The following is a 22,668-nucleotide window of genomic DNA, read 5'->3' on the forward strand; positions in this document are numbered from 1 at the left end:
GCTTTACCATGACTCAATATTCAATTCCGACAGAAACTCCTCCACCAAGTCTATTAACTCTAGACACCGACGATCGCCAACTAGAAATAGAATATGACGATTGGGAATCACGGATGGCAAGGTTGGTTGGCTTTGCAGAAGAATCTTCTAGCCAAGGCCAACCATCAGAAGACTCTGCAATCTTGCAACCGTCACCTGAACCAGAAGAAGTTAAGACAGAACAATCCCTCTCATCTAATCCCTTTGCCAAATTAGGCTTAGTAGGTGCTGGTACCTTAGCAGTAGTTTTGGTGGCTGGCGTATTTTTGTCGCAATTGATGAGTGGTAGCTCTCAAAAGCCCAGAAATAATATTGTCACCCCACAAGTGCGATCGCAACCAACAAATGAATCAACCTCTCAACAGCTAGAAGGTGAAATCGAGACTCTCAAAACGAAATTAGCCCTGACTGAACAAGCACAGTCAGTAAAAGCCGCCCAAGACAAGCTGAGAATGCCAAAACCAGCCGCTACAGTAGCCTTGGTAGAACCATCAGCTGCTTCCACAAGGAGACAACAAGTGATACCAACACCCCCACCAACAGCTTACGTCCCTCAGCCAGTGACAGTTGAGCGCATCATCAGAGTACCTGCTCCTCAACCTCTACCAATACCCCAGCTACCAGTTATCCAGCCAAACACTCAACCCGTAGTCAATATCACTCCACCAGCCCCACCAAACCCATTCGATGAGTGGACAAAGCTAGCAAAGTTAGGTAGCTACGGCCAAGTCAATGTCACCGAACAACCTAATAACATTGCAGCAGCTTCCCAACCTGTAAACGAAACCCAGCCGCCCCAACAGACAGCAAATCCCACTCCTGAGCAAACGCCAGAACAGGGAGCTGCTGTAGTCAGCCAAGCACAACCACAAGGACAGAAATCCGTAGCGATCGGCACTAGTGCCAAAGCCGTATTCGCAACAGCGATATTTGGCGAAACTACTAGAGCAAGCAATAACAACGAAGAAGAAACAGATAAAAACGTATTTGTAGTGCGATTAAAAGAACCGTTAAAATCTACCGATGGTGAGATAGCTTTACCAGCAAATACCGAATTACTTACTGAAATTCGTTCTATTTCCGAACAAGGTTTTTTACGGATGAACGTAGTCAAAATTATCTCACAAAATGATGGTAACCTTGTAGAACGAAGCTTACCCAACAATGCAATTGTTATTCGCGGTGTCCAAGGTAAACCCTTAGTAGCAAAGAAATTTCCTAGTCAAAGTTCATCCATAGCATCAATGGATCTAGGACTATTCGTTTTGGGAGGTATTGGGAAAGCCGCAGAGTTATTAAATCGCACTGATGGTCAAGTTGTTACCATCAACGGTGGAAGCACTGTTGTTAACAACACTAACACTAGAGAAAATATCCCGGCTGGAGTTGTGGAAGGCGGTTTGAACTCCGTAGTACCCCAAATTGCCCAACGCAATCAACAGGCGATCGCTCAAATGTCACAACAAACTAACATTTGGTTTTTGGCAGCCGGCACCAATATTGAAATATATGTCAACCAAGTAACGCAATTTTAAAAGATAGGATTTATCCCAATTTGATATTTTCAGTCTCAACTGAATCCTGCTTTTAAATGAACAGGAATTCAGAACCTTGGATTAGGTAATAATAATTAGTAATTACTTTTGTAGCATATCTTCCAATACGTTTGGGATAACTCTTTTTCTGCCCCTGTTGTATCTACCAATTTCTCCATTTGCAACCATGAAAAATAATACTAAGTTACCAGGAAATATCCCTAGTAATTCTTATTTCCTACCTATAGCTTCCTTAATTTTCTCGGTTAGTATGTTGTTATTGGTAGACCGTGCTGTAGCTAATAATGCCGTTCTGCGTTCCATATTTTCCTGCCAAGGACAGGGTTTAGGAGGATTAGTACCCACCCTCCATGTTTCCTATCAGCAAGGAACAAACTTAAGTTTTATTCCTGCTGGAGAAGTAATTAAAAAAGTTTGGTTAAATGATCCATCGGAAGTAACTATAGATTTTGATGGCCCAGTATGTATGCAGTTTGGTCAAAAACCGAACACTACTACTGGAGATTGTAAAAACTCAGCAGCGAATGTCATTCAACTGAGGCGAATTCCCAAACTCAATATTCCTGGACTACCTAAAACTGAGAACACACTTTTAACAGTTGTTACCGAAGCACAAGGTAGAAACAAACTCTATACTTTTCGAGTGTTATATGGTGAAAATGCTCCAGACTATCACACTCTAGCAATTTATCCCGATCCTCCTTCTGCCCAGCAACCATCTTGTGTCAGAGTTTCACAATAAGAATTGGGCATGGGGAATTGGGCATTGGGCATGGGGCATGGAGCATGGGGCATGGAGCATGGGGCATGGGGCATGAGGCATGAGGTAAGGGGGAAAGGTTAAATTTATCCCTTTAACCTTTTCCCCATTCCCTATTCCCCATTCCCTATGCCCTATGCCCCATGCCCAATTCCCACTCAACCATCATCTTTACAAATATTCAGATAAAAACCAACCACAAATTACAAATTCGTGCAAATATAAAGAAAATCTTAAAAAGTTACAAGCTCATGATCACTGCCAAGATGATGCAACAGCTCTGGGCTGTAATCGAGTCTACCCAGGTTAACACTCTGCTCCAGTTTGACGATGCGGCTTTAGTACAATTACTCCTCCAGCAGTTAAAAGCTAAGCAGGGACTAGATCCTCAAGTAGATAGCACCCTCAATACTTATATAAAATCTAAACTGCCTTTAATTCGGGATACGGCTGAAGGTCGATTATCGTTAGGGCAAGGTGGCAATCATTAGGACGAGAAACCAAATGATTGTTCACTGCCAACAAGCATACGCTCACATTTCAAATAGTGCAACAGAATGAACCACTGGCTAATAATTGCCCTAGTAGCTTATCTAATTGGAGCAGCGATTGAAGGGGTGAGTACAGTCAGTCAGCTCTCTCATTCTGCGCCAGAACTAGTTAAAAGCACACAAAATCAGTCCTTGGAGTCTGGCAACTCGCCTAATTTGAATTGGCGAATTGTGGCTGCCATTGCCTCGGTAAGTATTTGTGGGGCTTTTTTCTGGCCTTGTCGCCTGCTTCACCGTTTAATTAAAGGAAAAGTTCATTCATAACGAGTTTGAGACTTTAGATTTTGTGGAAAGTCTGAGCTTGACTTTATCGATTTTCTAGTAAGGCGATCGCTAATCCCAATTCACAAAAACCTTAGCATGGAACCAGCCGCCACTGGCGAATTTATCACTATTTAACTCTCGTTAATGCGGCACTCAGCACTGTTTCGGTGAATTAAGAAATTCATGCCCCATTTGCCAAAGCGTTGTAGGAGAAAGAGCTATCTGCAAAGATAAACTTCTCAAAGCCAGTTACATATAAAGTTGTGGGAATGGAGTTTTCATTGTTGTTGATGATGATGTTGGCAGGTTTAAGGGTATCGCCAGAAGCAACTCCAGAAACGATCAGTTCAGAGCGATGAAAATCGCTAAGATCAAGGATATCAAAACCTTTCCCGCCCTCAACAGTCCCAGACCCAAACCCTTTAAAGTAGTCATTACCACTGCCCAAATCAACGGTAATTCCGCCACCAATACTAACTCTCTGCTGAACTCCATTGACGGTACTGGTAGCGATAATTGTGTCATCGCCACCGCCAGTATTGATGCTTCCTTGTCCATAAATACCATAGGCAGTACCATCAATTGTTGTTGTGGCGTGTCCGGTGAGGATGTCGTCACCTTTGCCTGTGTCAATGACTCCATTGTTAAAGATGCCATAGGTGATCGCGTTTACGCCTGAAGTATTTCCGGAACCTGTAATCGTGTCGTTACCCTGCCCTGTGGTGATGGTGGCGTTTTGAATGTTCCGAATACCAATTCCAGTACCGTTGTTGCTGGCTCTAGCCTCGCCACCAGTGCCAGTACCGGTAATAATGTCATGTCCGTCCCCAGTATCCAAACTCCTACTGTTGCTGACACCAATCCCTATACCGCCGTACCCGGTGCTGCGGCCGTTGCCGCCTGTACCAGTACCGATAATAGTGTCTTTTCCATTCCCAGTACTTAAATTGCCACTGTTAGCGATACCGAACCCGTTACCACCATTACTGTTGCCGGGAGTGGGAAACCAAGGATTGGCAATGTTATCGCCAAAGCCACCTTCGCCGCCTCTACCAGTACCGATAATAGTATCTTTTCCATCCCCAGTATCTAAAGTGCCAGTGTTAGCTAACCCGGTTCCATCACCGCCGTCGCCGCCATTAGCACGCCAGCCGGTGCCGCTACCACCATTGCCAGTACTGGTGATAGTATCATCTCCGTTACCAGTATCTAAAGTGCCACTGTTATTTAGTCCGGTTCCATCACCACCGTTGCCGCCGATGGTAGTACTAGAACCGCCGCTCCCACCACTACCACTGCTGGTAATAGTGTCATTTCCGTTCCCAGTATCTAAAGTGCCACTGTTCGCTATACCAATTCCGTCACTGCCGTTACCGCCACCATTGCCAGCGCTGCTGTCACTACCCCAGCCACCACCACCACTGCTGGTAATAGTGTCATTTCCGTTCCCAGTATCTAAAATCCCACTGTTATTGAGTCCAGTTCCAATACCACCTTGACTCCTGGCACCAAAGGCGCCGTTGCCACCCCTACCATTGGTGGTAATAGTGTCATTTCCGTTCCCAGTATCCAAACTGCTATTGTTGATAATGCCGATTCCATTGCCCACCGGACTGCTGAAGCCGCCTCGACCAGTGGCGATGAGAGTGTCATTTCCGTTCCCAGTATCCAAACTGCCATTGTTGATAATGCCGATTCCAGTATCGGTGAGGCCGCTAATACCTTTGCCCTGAATGGTGTCATCCCCTGAGCGTGTATGAATGAAACCTCCAGTTAAAATATCAATACCAATTGCCAAAGATGCATTTAACTCTTCCCCAACTAAACTATCACTACCCTGAGTTCCGATGAAATTAGGTGGAACAGTAAATCTAGGCATGATCAAAATCCTCTCAATATTAAGTTAGTACGGTCGTTTGGTTATATTCCCGTTCTGTCTACAGTTGAAAATTTGGCTCTTATTTTTCTTTTTTCAGACTAATTAAACACGGTTAGAATCACGAGCCATTTAGTAATCGAGTCAGTAATTGTAGGGAACAATAAAGCTGAATAAGTTCCTATGAATTAATGCAATTACAGGGCATCAAAAGTTGCGATCGCATTTTATGAATTTTTTTGCGCTCGACTAATGGGTTATTTGACAGGCTCAATACCATTTCCCAGTTATGGAAATGGTATTAAGCCTCGAACAATGTAATTTTCGGCAATAGAGTTTGGGAACTATTTCTATGTCTAATACCAAGTAATGAGATAGATTTTGACTGCACTCTACTGCTTTGAGAGGATAATATAATTTAAAATCTTTGAATGTCAGTGTTTTATATCACAAGATTTACGTGACAATAATCATCACAAACAAATATATTCTTTATTTTTGAACAATTTACTGTAGTCATTGTTGCGTGAATAAAGCCAGTATACAAAAAAACTTTTTCCTAAAGGAGTGATTATCGAACAGGGTGCTAAACGTGGGTTTAATTAACAAAAATATGGCGAGTCAAGACACTCATCCATGAAAAAATAAAGAGGTAAATCGCCTTCTTTTGACGCTTCACCTCTCTCAATAACATCTAATTTTAACTAGCAATTAAACCTTAGAACGGTCAGTCAAAATCTCATAGCCAGTTTCCGTCACCAAAACTGTATGCTCAAACTGAGCCGACAAAGCATTATCCACAGTCACAGCTGTCCAACGGTCAGATAATGTCCGCGTATGCCTAGAACCCGCATTTACAATTGGCTCAATTGCCAGGGTCATCCCTGCACGAAGTTTAACATTTGGCAGTTCACGGGTACGGAAGTTGAATACTGAAGGTTCTTCGTGCAAGTTACGACCGACACCGTGTCCAGTAAACTCTTCAACGATACTAAAGCCGTTAGCTTTCACATGGTCTTCAATCGGCCCAGCTAGGTCAAGTAAGTATACACCAGCCTTAACTTGTTCAATGCCCTTAAATAAAGCCTCTTCTGCGACGCGAATTAGTTTAGCCGCTAGTGGGGTCACCTCTCCAACAGCAATTGTAATGCAAGAATCACCATGAAAGCCTTGGTAATAAGCGCCTGTATCAACCTTTAATACATCTCCAGGGCGGATTACTTTCTTGGGACTAGGAATACCATGTACTACTTCATTATTAATGCTGGAGCAAATAGAACCTGGAAACCCATGATATCCTTTAAAACTCGGTGTTGCATCCATTTCGCGGATGCGTTTTTCGGCATAAGCATCCAAGTCAGCCGTGGTCATTCCTGGCTTTACTAGCTCAGAAATTTCTTTTAGCACAGTTGCCACAATTGTCGCTGATTGCCGCATGATTTCAATTTCACGCGGGGATTTAATTTCAATTCCTCGACGTTGTTTTTTTGCAGGTGCAGGCTGAGTTGATTGATAAAGTAAGTTACTGAAGATGTTCATGGGAAATTAATAATTACTGGCGCTTTGGAGCTGAAGTGTGAATGCTTTTCTAGGTTAATTGAGAAATAATATCTATATTTAAACTAGCTTATTTTTAACCACACAATCTGCTAATTAATTTGTGAATCTGCTTTGGGGTCAATTCCTGCACATTAGCCAAAACGATCGCGGCTCCAGCTGCTAGCAGTGTTTCACTATAAGCCTCACCTCGCGCTGCTGTTTCCTGCACATGGGGCGGTAGAACCCCCACACCAATCCAAGTGCGAGCAGAATCTAAATTCCGTGCTTTCTCAACAGTATACATGTCTGCTACTGTATCCCCCACATAGACGATCGCTGATATTGGCTCAGTTCCATTTTCCAATTGATTAACTGTAGCAAAAAGTCCAGTAGGGTCGGGTTTACCTGGTGCATCCTCCATCGCCATCAATACCGGAGATTGCAAGCCCAAACGTTTTTCTAAGACATAGTTAGCCGAAACACGAGTAGCACCGCTGAAAAATCCCCAAGCAATCCCACTTTGGGTAAGTTGCTCTAAGTAGCTAGGTTGTAATAATAAAGGTTCATCACAGATATACCCCGTCAAATTATTGGGGTCTGGGCCTCGATAACGCGATTGGAAAAAAGCAACGATCGCATTGTAATCTAGTTGCAATTCGTCGCGCATCTGTCCACCAGCTGTAAAGTAGCGGTAAATTAATTCCTGGGATGCTTCCCAGTCGTTATTCCACACACCTTCCGATTTTAGTTGGTCAATGTCTAGGGGTGTGGGACGATATGCAGTATTTGTAAAGTATTCTACAGTATCTGCGATCGCTCGGCGATAGGAGCCACTGACATCACGCACAACACCATCAATATCGAAAACAACGGCTGCTTTCGTGGAAGTTTCTTGAGTCATGGGGTAGGAAGCAAAACAGTTTTATATCATAGTAGAGCTTCCGATTACTACTCAGGTAAAAAATCGCGATCGAGGACCTGCTCCGGCGTGAAGGGAGATTGTTCAGGGAACGTAGCGATGGATAACCCAGTTTCAATCACAGCCAGTCGTCTAGCGGCTTCATAGCTTTCCTCAAAAATGCGATCGAAGTGAGGCTTTAAACTGGGACTTTCCTGAAGTGCTTTTTCTACTCGCCTACGGTGTTCCCAAATTGTATACTGCCAACTGGGCGATCGCCTTTGTGTTTGAATTTGGTATTTGAGCAGATGCATCAGCAATACTTCCAGATTGCTCTCCAATGCCCGCTTTTCGCTTCTGCCGATTGTTTCAATTTCTTCAATTAAATTTTCTAAATCCAGTTGTGTAAAATTCTTTTGCTTGAGCAATTCTGCTGTGGTTTGAATCCACAGGTAAAAGTCTTGCTCATACAAATCTGAACCAGATGTCATTGCAGATTGGGGCAGTTGGGCAGTCATAAGCATCTGTAGTTAGCGCCGACTAAACCTTATACTAGCTCACTCTCAAACATGATAAATTGGCGTCTTTTTAGACTGTTGACTATATATATGACTCCTATTTGATTTTTGAACAAAACTCAGTACACCTTTATTTTTTATTCCCAGTAAAGAGTCTCTAATACCAATTCGTAATTCATAATTCGTAATTCGTAATACTCGCCTCCGGCGAGAAGCAAGCTACGTAATTCGTAATTCAGAAAGTCAGATATAGTTTGGGTTTTGGGGTTTGAATCTCTTGCCTGATTTTAGAGAATTGGTATAATACCAATTCTGTATGAGGATGCGCCAAACTATATGAGTAACGAACCGCAAAGGGCGCAAAGAACGCAAAGAAAGAAACAAAGAAGAAGCTAAGAAAATTTGGCGCAGCCTCACAAAGAAATGGTATAACGTAAAATCCCATCCCTAAAGGGGGAGGGGATAAGATTAATTAATAAATATTTTTTATACAGAGGAAGATGCTCGGCGATCGCCCTCTCTGCTGTGTTTTGGTACTAGCCAACAAAACTGAAAAAGCTCGTACTCTGCAAATCAGAGGTAGACAAAGAAACATCTTGGATAACACCAATGAGTTCCGAAGTACCAGGCATATTCAGGTAAATTCCGGTATCACTTGCCCGTCCGCCACTATTGCCTATACTCGTGGGTACAGCACTGAGAGTATAAAGCTCCTTAGACCCAGCTAGAACAATGCGATCGTCAAGTCCGAAATCAATGATGCGGGCATAGTCAGTAGTACCTTGAGAAAGAAGGTTGCCATCATTGTAGAAGAAAAGATTGCCAGAACTACCAAAAACGAAGGAATCCTGACCTTGCCCCCCAATGAGGATATCAATTTCATCCTTGCCAAAATTACTCCCCACAGATACCTGCACACCCATCAGTGTATCGTTGCCAGTATCACCAAAAAGCTGATCGTTGCCATTGCCACCGTTGAGTTTGTCGTTATTGTCTCCGCCGTGAAGTATGTCATCCCCGTCATCGCCAAAAAGGAGATCGTCGCCGATGTTGCCCTCGATATAGTCGATGCCGTTGCCACCGGAGAGCGAATCGATGCCGTCGCCACCATAAAGATTGTCTAAGCCATCTTCACCCATCAGAGTGTCATTGCCATCATTGCCAAACAGAGTATCGTTATCAAAGCCACCGAATAATTGATCATCGTTGGTGTCACCAATCAGGAAGTCATTGCCGTCACCACCAAACAAGGTATCGTTGCCAGCACCTCCATTCAGGGCATCATTTCCTGTAAAGGTTGTGGACTGAAAGTCACCGCCGTAAACCAGATCGTTCCCGCCATTTCCCAAGATCGCGTCATCTTCAGCGCTACGACCTCCTATGAGGATATCATCACCAGCTGCTCCATACAGGGTATCAATACCAAAGCCGCCATCGAGGGTAACAGAGCCGGTAAATTCAATCGCATTCAGGAAATTGTTACCACCGTTACCTGTCAAGTTCGCTTTCTCAATACTATTGAGGATATCTGTGCCATTGCCCAACAGTGAACCGTCTTTTAGCGTAAAGTCAAACCCACCTTCTAAGATCGTGTCAATACCCGCGCCACCATTAATACTGTCGTTGCCAGTTCCCCCGATGAGGGTGTCATCTTTCTGTCCTCCCAGCAGCGTATCATTGCCTTGCTTACCATTGAGCAAGACACCTCCCTGAGTGAAAGCAGAAGCATCAATAGAGTTATTGCTACTGTTACCGATTAGTTGAGCGCCTTCTATTGAAAACAGCGTGTCCGTTACGGTATACAATAGACCAAATTTCCCTACTCCCTTGGTTATCAGTTGATTATTTTTGAGGATAAAGTTGATGTCGAATGACGTAGCCTCTTGTCTGATGATGTCATAGTCAGCACCACCGCTGAGAAAGTCAGCGCCAAGACCGCCATAGAGTATGTCATTACCTGCGTTACCAAAAAGGGAAGCAGTTCCTGTAAAGCTAGAAACGTTGAGGGTATGGCCGCTGTTACCTCCAGTGAGCTTGAGCTTTTCAATGCTAACCAGGGAATCAGTTCCATTGCCAATTAGGGTTATACCATTCAACAGGAAGAAACTGACATCCCCAGATTCTGAAACTGTGTCAGTGTTCGTTCCCCCATTGAGAAGATCGTCACCGAGTCCCCCGAACAGGTCATCATTTCCTGCTCCACCAAAAATTTGGTCATTTCCATTTCCCCCATCGAGGTCATCATCGCTTTTACCTCCGTAAAGAAAATCATTGCCAGCATTACCAAGGAGGTAGACAGAGCCACTAAAGTGAGAAGCATCTATAGAGTTATCCTTGCCACCCCCTGTCAGTTTGGCTTTTTCAATACTAAAGAGAGAATCGGTAAAATTACCTTTGATTAGGTGAGCGTCATCTAAGAAGTAACTTGTATCACCACCCTCTATCAGCGTGTCATTGCCATCTCCACCATTAAGAATGTCGCCACCTAGCAGTCCACCTGTGAGGGTGTCATCGTTCTCGCCGCCATAAAGCTCAACAGATCCCCAGCCAAAAGAACCACCATTGAGGGTATTCTCACTTACACCCCCTTCTATAATCAGGTGTTCAATGTCAAATAAACTGTAAGAGTCTTTTGTAACTCCACTAAATGTCTTTTTTTCAATGTGGTCGTAAAACGCTGTAAAGTCAGCATTTCCAGACTCTTTAAGGGTATCAAAGCCATTTCCCCCAATGATCAAGTTATTGCCGTTTCCCTCTATGAGAAGGTCATTCCCTTCTCCACCATTGAGGAAATCGTCTCCACTGCCACCTTCGAGGGTATCATTGTTATCCCCACCCTTAAGGCTATCATTACCATTGTTTGCAGAAAGATAGTTTTCAGCCCCATTCCCAATGATAGTATCGTTGCCAGAACCACCATAGGCATTTTCAATCACTACGCCATCGACGATCGCTACATTATCAAAGGCTCTGTTAAACAAGAAACTATCTGAGAAAGGTCCAATTGAGCTAAAGTGATCGGAGCCTGTATTGAGGTCAATTTTTGCAGCGAGGGAGAGAGTACTAGCATTAATGGTGTCTACACCACCATTATCCCAAATTGTCCCCAAAAACGCCTTACTAGAGCTAAAAAGATAGAGCGTGTCTCCGGTATTAAAATTATTATTGGGACCGTAGAGATACTGAATCGCTGCAACATCGTAAAGTTGGGGAGTTAGTGCAAAGATCCCACTACCTTGATAATTAGTTCCAGCAATGGTTCCATCGCTCAACGTCGCTCCATTATATGACATGATGGTGTATTGTAAGCTATCCTCCTGACCGTACAAATAGGGACCAGGAGTTCCTCCCCCATTAGCGTTGTAGTCACCAGTATGCTTGAGTCCCAATGCGTGACCGATTTCGTGCATTAAGGTCATAAAGGCGTAATTTCCCTCGGTCGGTTTTGAAAATCCATCAACCATAGCTTTTGGATTATTGTTAAGCCAAATATCCACATAAGAGCCAGGCGTTCCACTAGCGTCAGCCCCTTCGTTTTCTCCTCGGTCTGCAATTCCAAAGCGAATTTGGGGATTTTGATCGTCAGGAACCTCGATGAAATCTATTTTGGCGATGTTTTCGTAAAGCTTTACAATTCGACGTACAGCTTCTCTTTGATCGAAGTTAAATTTTTCGTCGGAGGATGGTCTGAAGCTGTACTTAATTCTGGTAATCCCATCACTACTCTTCGCCCAATGAGGTTGTCCTGGAAAGAGTAGCGCATCAACGTAATATGGTGTGGTCATAGTATTCTCCTGATGAGTAATTAAGATTAGTGTTTGGTTAGGTTAATTTAAAGCAATCAAAATTAAGTTGTTTGAGTTTGAAACTGCATCTGTATTGATGAGATGCTGTGTTTCACTTGGCTCAATAATTAGTAGATTAGAGAGAAAAAGAGAATAACCAGGGAAACGTGATCGCCAAATTCGATCAAATTTTTGGAGCGATCGAGAACAACTAGAGAAATGCTTTGTATCTAATGATTGCGGCTATAATCTTGGCGAATAAAATTCGTGGCAATAAAAAAAGTCCGCCTACGCGGACTCAAGATTTTGTTTTTTTTAGAAGCGGTTAAAATTTTTACGAAAGTTTGGGTCGGGCGTTCATCGCAGCCGTTATTTGATGAGGTAACTTTAGCGGGTTGAAGGGTTTGGCAAAAATCGCAATTACATCTAGCCCAGCAAAACTCGCCTGTTCGGACGGTTGCACAGCAGCGGTGACAAAAATAACTGGAATCTCTTGCGTTGACGGGTTCTCTTTCAGGCATTTGAGTGTGGCGCGACCATCCATATCGGGCATCATCATATCCAGCAGAATGACATCGGGTTGATGGACGATCGCCACTTCTAAAGCTTCTTTGCCAGAACTCGCCGTTAGCACGTTCCATCCGGCTCCGATTTCCAGTCCCATTTGAGCGATCGATCGCACATCTGCTTCGTCATCTACGATTAAGACACACATACTCATAGCAATCACAACCCACAAGAGAACGATATATTGGGGAAATTGATAGTATCGCCCACTGTTGAGAGTAGCTGCCAATCGAGAAAAACTAGAGAAGCGATCGCCCGATTCCCGATTCCCGATTCTCCCCTGTCAGCGGCAACAAAATATAAAACGTACTGCCTTGACCCAAAACACTCTCTACCCAGACCTTACCACCATGCTGCTCAATGATATTGCGGCAGATCGATAGCCCCAAGCCCGTCCCCCCTTTTTGGCGGGAATCAGAAATATCGACTTGCTGAAAAGGTTCAAAGATCAGCTGTATTTTATCTGGCGGAATGCCTCGACCTTGGTCACGAACTGCGATCAGCACATAGGGTGGAGAGAATGATAAAGTGGGGAACTGGGGAAGTGAGACCAGGGAAGTTGAAGAATCTTGCTCATACTCCCGACTTCTAACTTCTGCACTCAGCCAAACAGTACCACCAGATTCAGAAAATTTGATAGCATTACTAAGTAAATTTGTCAAGGTTTGCAGGATGCGATCGGAATCGACCAGGAGTTCGACATCGAGGGGTTCCACAACTAGCTGAATCTCTGCCTGTTCTGCCATTGCTTGCATCGCTTCTGTCGCTTGAATCAGCAGATTGGCAACATTACATTTGGCAGGTTGCAGGGTGATTTTCCCCGATCGCATTCGTTCCAAATCGAGAATGTCATTAACCAAACGAATCAATCGCTCGGTGTTGGTGGTGGCAATGTTCAGAAGATTTTGACCTTTGGGTGTGAGGGTTGCTACTTGCCCAGAACCGAGCAGATACAGCCCGCCCATAAGAGAAGTGAGTGGGGTGCGTAATTCGTGACTCACCAGGGAAATAAACTCGTTTTCTAGTCGCTTACGCTCGGTAATGTCATTGATCATGTTTAAGATGCAATCAGTGCCGGACAGATTGATCAATTCAATTGAAAGCAAGACGATTCTAGTTTCACCGGAGCGAGTGAGAAATTCAACTTCCTGATTGTAGAGCGACCCAGTTTTTAAGAATTGCTGGAGTACCTCACTATATTTTTCTGAGGTGACTCCTAATCTGAGTTCCCTGGCAGTGTGACCAATGAGTTCTTCGGCTGTGCAGCCACAAAGCTTTAAGTAACTAGGATTGACTTCAATAAACCGTCTATCAGCCAGGGTTGTGAGGGAGATTGGACTAGGACTAGCACGAAACACCTTGGTAAATTTTTCTTCAGCTTGCTGTCGCACCTGTCCGATGGCAATGAGTTGACTGGCTCGTTGCAGTAAGGTAATGTCTTCTTGGCTCCAGGTTCTAGACCAATGCACCACATCCAAGCCCAGGAAGCCAACCACTTTGCCAGAGTGCAGCATAGGTACAGCGATTAGCGACTGAATCGACAGACTATCTAATACCATTTTCTCAGCGATCGCAGTGGGAGACATTTCAGCCACGCAGGGAATATGGACGGTTTGACCGCTAAGGATGCGATCGTAAAACCAGGGAAATTGTTCGATCAGCGATCGGCGAGCCTCAGAACTGACAGGGGCTACCTGTGGGGCACACCACTCATACACCATTTGAAAGTGCCTGTGGCGATCGATGCGTGTAAATAGGCAAGCGTGTTCAGCCTGGAGGAATTCGGCAATCGTCTCCAGGGAAAAAAGGATTGCCGTTTGTGCATTCTGGTCAATAAATTGGCGAGAAATGCTGCTGAATAGCTGCTCAACTTGGGCGCGACGTTGCAAGATGGCTTCGGCTTGCTTGCGCTCTGTCAAATCTTGAATAATGCCTTGCACCAGTTTGTTGCCATTGGCTTCAAACACGGTTAACTGCACTTCAGCTGGGAAATCAGTACCATTAGCGCGGCGATATATCCACTCGAAACGATGGCTCCCCTGAGCGTATGCAATTGCTAAATGCTGGTTTGCAAGCTCAACCGAATTTTGTCCATTCGGTTGAACAGGGGGTGAAAGTTTCACCGGATAGTTATTAGTGATTTGTTCGCGAGAATAGCCAAATAGTCGTTGAGCTGCTTGGTTACAGGTGAGAAAGTTCTCTCTATCCGTAGCTTTGTCATCTCTCAAGAAAATGGCAATATTAGTGGATTCATACAAAGCTCGAAATCGTTCTTCCGATTGCCGCAAGGCTGACTCTGCTCGTTTTTGATCGGTGATATCGATCTGAGTCCCCACCCATTCTTGAATGTTGCCCTGGTCATCTAAAACGGGAACCGCCCGCACCAGAAATAAGCGATACTCGCCGGATGCCACCCGCACTCGTTGCTCAATTTCGTAGAGATTGCCTGTCTGGATGGCTTCCATCCAAGCTTGCATCGTCGTTTGGCGATCGTCGGGGTGAATACTTTCTAACCAGCCAAAGCCTTTGGCCTGGGCTTCACTCATTCCCGTCAACGCCCGCCAGATGGGAATGTCCTCAAGAACTTCTCCCGCAGCATTGGTAGTGAATACCCCCTGAGCTGTTGCTGTCACAAGGGCGCGGTAACGCAACTCACTTTGTCCAAGAGCTGCCTCTGCCCGTTTGCGATCGCTCTCGTCCTGCTTTTTAGCCGTCACATCCCGGATAACCAGCACAGCAAAACTTTTGCCATCTGCCAACTCGACCCGATTTCCCGATATTTCTAAAATCAGCGATCGCTCACTCGATTGAAACTCATACTCAGTCGTGGCATACTCAGACTGCAATACCTGGGTGTTGGGATAATCCATCTCTGGAATGGGTTGCCCTGACTGCATCAACGGTATCAACTCCCTCAACGGTTGATTGAGCAATAGAATGTGCGATCGCTCCACAAGCCTATCGAATGCGGCATTGCACCACTGCACCCTTCCATCCTCTCCCGTCCAAACAATGGCATCAGAAATCGCTCCTAATGCCATTTCCATCATTCCTAATGTTGCCCGGAGTTGGTTAACCAGGTTTGTCAAGTGAGTGTAATTATTGGGTATATCCTTCTCCATCTCCTTTACTTTCCCTATACCAGTTCACTTTTTCTGTATTCACATCCCACCACTGCCAACCTCTCCTTAACAAGACTATCGTGTAGGTCGATGCATCAAAGGTGCAGGTCGATGCATCAAAGGTGCAGGTCGATATTTGACTATGAGATTTGGAACTATTACTTTCTAAAGCGGACGCAAGGTAGCCCAGAAAACCCATTGCCCCTGATGTTGCTCTGCCTGAATGAAATGTTCGGCTTCAATTTCTTTACCATCTTTAGTGATGCCTTTGAGTTGCAGAGGATGATTGAGAATAGTCGATTTCTCAGTGGAAAGAAAGCGCGAAAAGCCGAGGTGATGGGGTGCATGAAAGCCTTCTGGAATAATCGTCGTGATGTTTTGCCCAATAATTTCTGCTGCATTCCAGCCAAAGACTGCTGTAAAGCGCTCGTTGACGTAGGTGATAAATCCTTGATGTTCTGTGGCAACAACCGGTACATCCGTTTCTAATTTGAGTTCACCGATGGATTTCATGGACAGGAGAGGGTAATGGAGGAGCAGTAGAGTGGAGTCTTCAAAGCTACAAGCATTTTAAGACTTCTACGACGTTCCACTATGCAGTTAAAGCAAAACTAAATATTTTTTGTTGGGCATGGGGCATTGGAAGAGGCAGAGGGGCAGAGGGGCAGAGGGGATTGAACTTGGCACATTGAACTCTCCCCTGCTCCCCTGCTCCCCTGCTCCCTCATCTCCCTCATCTCCCTCATCTCTAGAAAGTGGGAATTTGCGATCGCGTCCAACTGAGATAATATAAAGTTTGCAGCTTTAACCCATCTGCTGGAGATTCAGCAATGCCACTACAAACCATGACTTGAAATTGCCTGCCATCGGGAGCAGTGAATACTTGCTGCCGTAAAGTTGCTAGCAATTGAGAAAGATGAGTTTCACTGTCTGCTTTTGTAAATCCAGAAAGTCCCACAACAAACTCTCCATTTCCCCAATATCCCATCGCCGCTGCATCATGAAGATTAGACTGTAACAGCTGCGCCCAACGCTGCAATACGTGGTTGCCTGTGGCATGACCAAACTGAAGATTGATTTGGGATAATTGGGGCACTTTCAGCAAGACTAGACAGACGGGATGAGCGGTGCTTGCTTGGTGCAGCAAAGATTCCAGAGTCCGGGTGGACTGGGGTTGATTGACTAACCCCGTCAGGGGATCTTTGGTTGCCAGGGCTTGAAGTTGACGGGTGCGATCGAGGCGATTGGTAAGCCGGGTCAGAAGTTCCTGTCCGAATACGGGTTTGGTGATGTAGTCGTCAGCTCCAGCGGCAAATAACTCCTGAATCGTTTCTTGATCCCTATGAATGGTAAGAAACAAAATCGGCAAACTCTGCCAGTCTGCATCGAGGCGGACTGCCTGACATAACTCAATCCCCCCTCTCTGTGGCATATCCACATCCAAAATCAGTAAATCGGGAACCGTCGCCCGCAACACATCCCAGAACTGCAACGATAGCTCAAGCCCAATCATCCGAATGCCCCAAGGTTCTAGCATCGGTCGTAACGCTGCTAGAAAGATTGGGTCATCATCCACCACTAACACCTTTACCGAATGGTTTTGAGATTGCGGCAACTCCTGACCTAAGGATGGTTCTGGATTAATCGGCAATAATGGTGCAGAATTCTTGGATACTATCTGTTCTAAGTCTTCTAAATCCAACAAATGTTCTAACTCGCGCACCAGCGGCACTAACTGCTCCCCATCTCCTGCTTTTGCGAGTAGGGAATCGCTTAAAAAAATCTCCTCAATTTGCCGTGCTACTTTAGTTCCGGTTGGGCGATCGAACATCCCCAATACGCCTGCGAGTTTGTGGGCTGCCTGTCGTGCTTCCTGGCGTAACTCGGTAGATAACGTTCCGGTGGCGATCGCTCCAACTGCCTGACGCACTGCCATCAAGCGTTCTAGCATCAATCCCCTGCTTTGCTCCCAGAGTTTGTCCAACCCTTTTTGCATCTGTGAGGTGACTTGGGGTGATGGACTTTCCTGCCTTCCCCAATCTTCTACTCCCCCATTCGTTATCAGATTTGTGCCTTCTGTCTTCTGGCTTTTTGCATCTGCTACTCCTTCCTTTAGCCGATAACCCAACCCATAAACGTTTTCAATCCAGTCTGCGATGCCAACGGTTTTTAAGCGCTGTCGTAGTCCCTTGATGTGGGCTTTTACACTGTCCTCCTGGGGCGAGTCATCAAATGTCCAGAGGTACTCGACCAGTTGAGCGCGGCTGAAAACCCGCGATGGGTTGCGGAGAAACACTTCTAATAGGCTATATTCTTTGGGTCTGAATTCTATAATTGTCTCTCCATAGGTGACTTCGCAAGTGCGGGGGTCTAAGCGCAATTCGCCAACTTGCAAGATACCAGTGGGAACGACTTCACCTCGTCGTAAAAGCGCCCGAATGCGTGCCTGAAGTTCGGCAAGATCGAGCGGTTTAATCAGATAATCGTCTGCACCAGAATCCAATCCGCGCACGCGTTCGCTGCTGGCTTCTCTGGCTGTCATCAGCAAAATCGGCGTGGTGCATTTTGCTGCCCGCAATCGCTGGCAGAGGGTAACGCCATCCAGTTTGGGCAACTCTACATCCAACAAAATCAAATCATACGTAGTGCTTTGGGAATAGTCCCACCCTGTTAGACCATTGGTTGCAGTATCAACGATATAATGCTGACTGGTTAAGGCATCCGCCAGCATATTTAACAGAACGGTGTCATCTTCAATCAACAAAATTCGCATGATCCACGCTGCATGAATAGCAATTTACCTGATTTCAGCACTACTGAATGTCAGTTTACCTGTAATCATTCGTCAGAGGTTAAGGTAATTGCACTAATGTCTGCCAGGGTGTAGCAAAAGGGGATAAATCGAGCTTGGAGACTGGCTTTTGTAGAGCTTTGACCAATGTTAGATATTACGAATTATCTTGACTCAGGTAAAAAATCAGGGTCGAGGATTTGCTCTGGTGTAAACGGAGATTGTTCAGGGAAGGTAGCCACAGCTAGTTCAGTTTCATCAGCAGCCAACAGTCTAGCATCGTCATAACACTGCCGCAAAACTTCATCAAAATAGGGTTTCAGACTAGGACTTTCTTCTAGAGCTTCTTTAAGGCGTTTACGATGCTCCCGAATTGTTGCTCGCCAACTACCAGAACGTTTCTCGCTTTGATACTTATACTTTAATATAGGACTCATATTTGATTTTTGGGAAGCTAGGTACACCTTTATTCCTTCTTCCCAGCCCCCAGTCCCCAGTCCCCAGTCCCTTACCCCTACGAGTGATTCTCCAAATCAAATCAGATTGCTATAGATGCATTAGCACCACTTCCAAATTGCTTCTGAGTGCTTTCTTTTCACTCCTACCCATTGTTTGAATTTCTTCAATTAAATTCTCTAAATCCAGTTGTGTGAAATTCTTTTGCTTGAGCAATTCTGCTGTGGTTTGAATCCACAAGTAAAAATCTTGTTCATACAAATCTGAACCAGACGTAGTTGGAGATTGGGGCATTTGAGCAGTCATAAGCATCTGTAGTTAGCGCCGACTACACTTGATGTTAGTTCATTTTCAATCATTAATTTGTCGTTAGTTTTTCTTTGCATCCCCCTCATCTCCCTCATCTCCCTCATCTCCCTCATCTCCCGCATCTTCCCCATGCCCAATGCCCATCACTATTTGGTCATTGATGGGGTATTGCGTTAAAATAAGCGATCGCTATCCTAGTTAAGTAATGCCCGGAAATTCCCGGAGGTGTGATTGACCAAGTTTATTTTGAAAATTCTGTGGTTAGACGAAAACGTCGCTCTAGCAGTCGATCAAGTTGTCGGCAAAGGCACAAGCCCTTTGACCAAGTACTTTTTCTGGCCGAGAAATGATGCTTGGGAAGAGTTAAAGAAGGAACTCGAATCCAAACACTGGATTAGTGACCTCGATCGCGTCGAGTTGCTTAACAAAGCAACTGAAGTGATTAACTACTGGCAAGAGGAAGGCAGAAATCGCCCAATGGCAGAAGCTCAGTTGAAATTTCCGGAAGTTGCCTTCACGGGTAGCGCTTGATATTCAAAAATTAACTCTCGTGCTATTCTACAAGCTGCCAGAGTTTAATAGTCTTGTCCTTGCTGCCACTTGCAATCAGTCGTGCAACTTGACTCACAGCAATGGCAGATACTGAGTCTGTGTGACCACAGAGAGTCACAATCTCTTCTGCTGTACTCACTTTCCAGAGTTTAACTGTCTTGTCCCAACTTGCGCTAATCAGGGTTTTGCCATCGGCAGTGAAAGCTACACTTACCACAGACCAGGAATGGCCTGAAAGTGTACTAATTAGCTGACCAGTGTTCACTTCCCACAATTTAATAGTTTTATCATCGCTACCCGTCGCCAGGACTTTTCCATCGGGACTAAAAGCAACTGTTAAAACTGCCCATGCATGACCCGAAAGGATGCCTGACAAGGTATAGCATGGGCAGTTTTTAAATTCTTTTTGGGAACTTATCTGCCACAAGCGAATTGTTCTGTCATAACTAGCGCTGGCTATAATTTGCCCTTGGGGACTAAATGCTACTGAATTTACCTGTAATTTATGTCCAGTTAAGGTGCAAATTTGGTCGCCAGTATTTACATTCCAGAGTTTGACTGTCTTATCCCAGCTACCACTAGCAAGAATCTGTCCATCTGGACTGAAAGTTACTGATTTCACAGCGTGGGAATGTCCCAATAAAGTGGAAATTTCTTTGAATGTATTAATGTCCCACAATTTGATAGTTTTATCATCACTAGCACTTGCCAAAATTTTGCCATCAGGACTGAAAGCAACTGATTTTACAGCTTGGCGATGTTCGGATAAGCTAGCTATAACTTTTTTAGTATTTAAATCCCATAATTTAATGTTTTTATCATCATTAGCACTAGCTAAAATCTTACCTTCAGGGCAGAATGCAAGACCATTTACACTGCTCAACACAGGAGAATATTCAGTCAAAGTAGATGAGCAGTGCCACAAAAGATTTGGTAATTTCAAATGCTGGGGTTTAGATTCCATACCCATTGCTTGCATGACCTCATCAGCTGATTGAAACCGTTGGCTAGCAACATTTTGTAGTAACTTGTCAAGGATTTTCGTCAACCGTAAATGTTTCGTGTCTTGTTGCCAGATATCGCCTGCCTTAGTAGTTAGATAATCTCGCCAAACCCAGCAATTGTTGGAAATATCAAATAAATCAAAGGGAGAAATTTGGGTAAGTAGATAAATGCAAGTAACACCGAGACTGTAAAGATCACTAGCAAAAACAGCTTTTCCTTTTGTTTGCTCTGGTGCAGCATATTCTGGACTACCAATACTGTTTTCAACTGTTAGCCAATCAATTTCTGTGACAATTTTTGCAGCGCTAAAATCAACTATAACTAGATTTGGTTCACCTTTGGGGTAAGGGGGGGTTCTACAGATAATATTTTCGGGTTTAATATTACGGTGGATGATGTGGCGATCGCTAATAAACTGCAAAACTGGTAATAAATCCTCTAAAATATGCCAAACCTGAGTTTCATTAAAAGCACCCTCCTCTTCAACCGCCTGAGCTAAATTTCTACCTGCAATAAACTCCTGCACTAAATAAAAGTGCTGTTCTTGCTGGAAATAACTCAATAAAGCCGGAATTTGGGGATGCTTTCCTAATTCCTCTAGCCGCTGCGCCTTTTGCTCAAAACTTTTAGATGTTTCGCCTTCTGCCGATAATTCTTGAACCACGCAAGGAGTTTGAGGAAACAGACCTTCATCTACAGCGAGGAAGGTTTTGCAGAATCCCCCTTTACCAATTCGTTTAACTAAACGATAACGTCCCCGTAAAAGCAAAATTTTCCTGCCAGTTACAGCGCGGGCAATCTGACCCTCCCGAAAAAAACATCGCCAAGGCTAAAAATGACACAACTGAGCAATACTGTGCCCCTACTGCTGCATCTGCCTCGTTGTAAACTTCTCAAATATAGCTACTCGATTTATGTAAGTAAATTTGACAATATTTTTTGATAATAAATATTACTAGCATTACTACATGTAAGATAATGTGTTACATTCTAATTTGTTAGATACTTTGTATTTGTAATCTTGCTATTGTGGAGATTATCTGCTCAATCTGACGTTCTCAAGTATTGACAAATAAATTTTACAATACTTAACATTTGGCAAAGATGTGTAATTTAGATTAACTATTGCACAGAAATTCTCTGACAATGAGTAGAATGACAAATACAACGACGCAACTACTTCATGAATTAGTTACCCTAGAACTGTAAACTTATGTTTTCAGTCCTAACTTATTTCACGTATTTTGCCTCAAAGGCATACCAGTCAAAACCATACCAAATCCTTCATTAAGAGCTCCCACAAATCATAATGCCTGTGATTGAGAAAAAAAGAACTCGCGATCTGCCCCAAATTAACGAACGAATTCGCTTCCCGAAAATTCGGGTAATTGACACTGATGGCGGCCAATTGGGAATTATGCCCCCACAGGAAGCACTACAACTAGCAGAAGAGAAAGAATTAGATTTAGTGCTACTCAGTGACAAAGCTGACCCGCCAGTTTGTCGGATTATGGACTACGGGAAATACAAGTTTGAGCAGGAAAAAAAGGCGCGGGAAGCCCGTAAAAAGCAGCACACGGCTGATGTCAAAGAAGTTAAGATGCGCTACAAAATAGAAGAACACGACTACAACGTGCGTGTCAAGCAAGCAGAGCGCTTTTTGAAAGATGGTGATAAAGTCAAAGCTACCGTGATGTTTCGGGGTCGAGAAATTCAACACAGTGACCTCGCAGAAGAATTGCTCAAACGTATGGCAACGGACTTAGAGCCGTTTGGTGAGGTTCAGCAAGCGCCTAAAAAAGAAGGGCGAAATATGATGATGCTTATCTCACCCAAAAAATAATCTTCTAATTTTTCAATAGACAAATTTAAAAATCCCTTGGCTAGAAGCTAAGGGATTTTTTCATTTTAGCTGTAGCAATATTACACACCTTATAGAGATACATAGGTAGGGGTGTACAACTGTATGCCGCCACAGGCGATTCATTCGTATATTGCAAATATTTTTGTCAATAGTATCAGCTCGTATAAATTTATCTCAAATCGATAGTCCTGAAGGCTGAGTGGGAAAGATAATACT

At 44.2% G+C, this 22,668-nt stretch carries 17 protein-coding genes and 1 pseudogene; 6 read left to right on the top strand and 12 right to left on the bottom strand.

Annotated elements, in window-relative coordinates:
• The first annotated feature begins 8 nt into the window (after positions 1-8).
• From IQ276_RS15080 to IQ276_RS15095, 4 genes are all read left to right on the top strand, one after another.
• Positions 9-1,574 carry a TrbI/VirB10 family protein gene (locus IQ276_RS15080; protein ID WP_193919481.1) on the top strand — a complete coding sequence of 522 codons (1,566 nt, stop codon included), beginning with the start codon at positions 9-11 and terminating at the stop codon, positions 1,572-1,574.
• A 187-nt stretch (positions 1,575-1,761) separates the two neighbouring features.
• Positions 1,762-2,337, top strand: a complete 576-nt coding sequence (locus IQ276_RS15085; RefSeq protein ID WP_235115685.1) for a hypothetical protein — start codon at positions 1,762-1,764, stop codon at positions 2,335-2,337.
• Positions 2,338-2,606: 269 nt separating this feature from the next.
• Positions 2,607-2,846 carry a hypothetical protein gene (locus tag IQ276_RS15090; protein ID WP_193917358.1) on the top strand — a complete coding sequence of 80 codons (240 nt, stop codon included), beginning with the start codon at positions 2,607-2,609 and terminating at the stop codon, positions 2,844-2,846.
• A gap of 66 nt (positions 2,847-2,912) precedes the next feature.
• Positions 2,913-3,170 carry a hypothetical protein gene (locus IQ276_RS15095; RefSeq protein WP_073645059.1) on the top strand — a complete coding sequence of 86 codons (258 nt, stop codon included), beginning with the start codon at positions 2,913-2,915 and terminating at the stop codon, positions 3,168-3,170.
• A gap of 181 nt (positions 3,171-3,351) precedes the next feature.
• On the opposite strand, the gene IQ276_RS15100 is transcribed toward IQ276_RS15095, so the two are convergent.
• The 11 genes and pseudogenes from IQ276_RS15100 to IQ276_RS15150 form a co-directional block, all read right to left on the bottom strand.
• On the bottom strand, positions 3,352-5,049 hold the full coding sequence (locus tag IQ276_RS15100) for a beta strand repeat-containing protein (protein WP_193917356.1): 1,698 nt from the start codon (positions 5,047-5,049) through the stop codon (positions 3,352-3,354).
• Positions 5,050-5,757: 708 nt separating this feature from the next.
• Complete coding sequence (gene map, locus IQ276_RS15105) at positions 5,758-6,585, bottom strand: type I methionyl aminopeptidase (protein ID WP_193917354.1); 828 nt, start codon at positions 6,583-6,585, stop codon at positions 5,758-5,760.
• Between the two features lie 94 nt (positions 6,586-6,679).
• Positions 6,680-7,486, bottom strand: coding sequence for a TIGR01548 family HAD-type hydrolase (locus tag IQ276_RS15110; RefSeq protein WP_193917352.1), 807 nt, complete (start codon positions 7,484-7,486; stop codon positions 6,680-6,682).
• A gap of 47 nt (positions 7,487-7,533) precedes the next feature.
• Positions 7,534-8,001, bottom strand: a complete 468-nt coding sequence (locus IQ276_RS15115; protein WP_193917350.1) for a DUF29 domain-containing protein — start codon at positions 7,999-8,001, stop codon at positions 7,534-7,536.
• Between the two features lie 536 nt (positions 8,002-8,537).
• On the bottom strand, positions 8,538-11,786 hold the full coding sequence (locus IQ276_RS15120; protein WP_193917348.1) for a M10 family metallopeptidase C-terminal domain-containing protein: 3,249 nt from the start codon (positions 11,784-11,786) through the stop codon (positions 8,538-8,540).
• A gap of 334 nt (positions 11,787-12,120) precedes the next feature.
• The gene (locus IQ276_RS15125; protein WP_193917360.1) at positions 12,121-12,507 is read right to left on the bottom strand and encodes a response regulator; all 387 of its coding nucleotides are present in this window, start codon (positions 12,505-12,507) and stop codon (positions 12,121-12,123) included.
• 85 nt (positions 12,508-12,592) lie between these two features.
• Positions 12,593-15,475, bottom strand: coding sequence for a PAS domain S-box protein (locus IQ276_RS15130; RefSeq protein WP_193917346.1), 2,883 nt, complete (start codon positions 15,473-15,475; stop codon positions 12,593-12,595).
• 165 nt (positions 15,476-15,640) lie between these two features.
• Complete coding sequence (locus IQ276_RS15135; protein ID WP_193917344.1) at positions 15,641-15,988, bottom strand: PAS domain S-box protein; 348 nt, start codon at positions 15,986-15,988, stop codon at positions 15,641-15,643.
• Positions 15,989-16,223: 235 nt separating this feature from the next.
• Positions 16,224-18,248, bottom strand: a complete 2,025-nt coding sequence (locus tag IQ276_RS15140) for a response regulator (protein WP_235115686.1) — start codon at positions 18,246-18,248, stop codon at positions 16,224-16,226.
• 182 nt (positions 18,249-18,430) lie between these two features.
• Positions 18,431-18,703, bottom strand: a complete 273-nt coding sequence (locus tag IQ276_RS15145; RefSeq protein ID WP_235115687.1) for a DUF29 domain-containing protein — start codon at positions 18,701-18,703, stop codon at positions 18,431-18,433.
• Positions 18,704-18,815: 112 nt separating this feature from the next.
• Positions 18,816-19,028: pseudogene (locus IQ276_RS15150) on the bottom strand (DUF29 domain-containing protein); the annotation flags it as partial.
• Positions 19,029-19,262: 234 nt separating this feature from the next.
• On the opposite strand from IQ276_RS15150, the gene IQ276_RS15155 reads away from it, so the two are divergent.
• A complete protein-coding gene (locus tag IQ276_RS15155) occupies positions 19,263-19,562 on the top strand; it encodes a 30S ribosomal protein PSRP-3 (protein WP_045870192.1) in 300 nt (99 codons plus the stop codon).
• A 22-nt stretch (positions 19,563-19,584) separates the two neighbouring features.
• Here IQ276_RS15155 and IQ276_RS15160 read toward each other — a convergent pair whose 3' ends face one another.
• Complete coding sequence (locus IQ276_RS15160; protein WP_193918541.1) at positions 19,585-21,357, bottom strand: serine/threonine-protein kinase; 1,773 nt, start codon at positions 21,355-21,357, stop codon at positions 19,585-19,587.
• A 540-nt stretch (positions 21,358-21,897) separates the two neighbouring features.
• Here IQ276_RS15160 and infC point away from each other — a divergent pair.
• Positions 21,898-22,431: a translation initiation factor IF-3 gene (infC, locus tag IQ276_RS15165; protein ID WP_073645052.1), complete on the top strand. Its 534-nt coding sequence runs from the start codon at positions 21,898-21,900 to the stop codon at positions 22,429-22,431.
• The last annotated feature ends 237 nt before the right edge of the window (positions 22,432-22,668 follow it).

The organism is Desmonostoc muscorum LEGE 12446, assembly GCF_015207005.2.
Lineage (GTDB): Bacteria > Cyanobacteriota > Cyanobacteriia > Cyanobacteriales > Nostocaceae > Nostoc > Nostoc muscorum.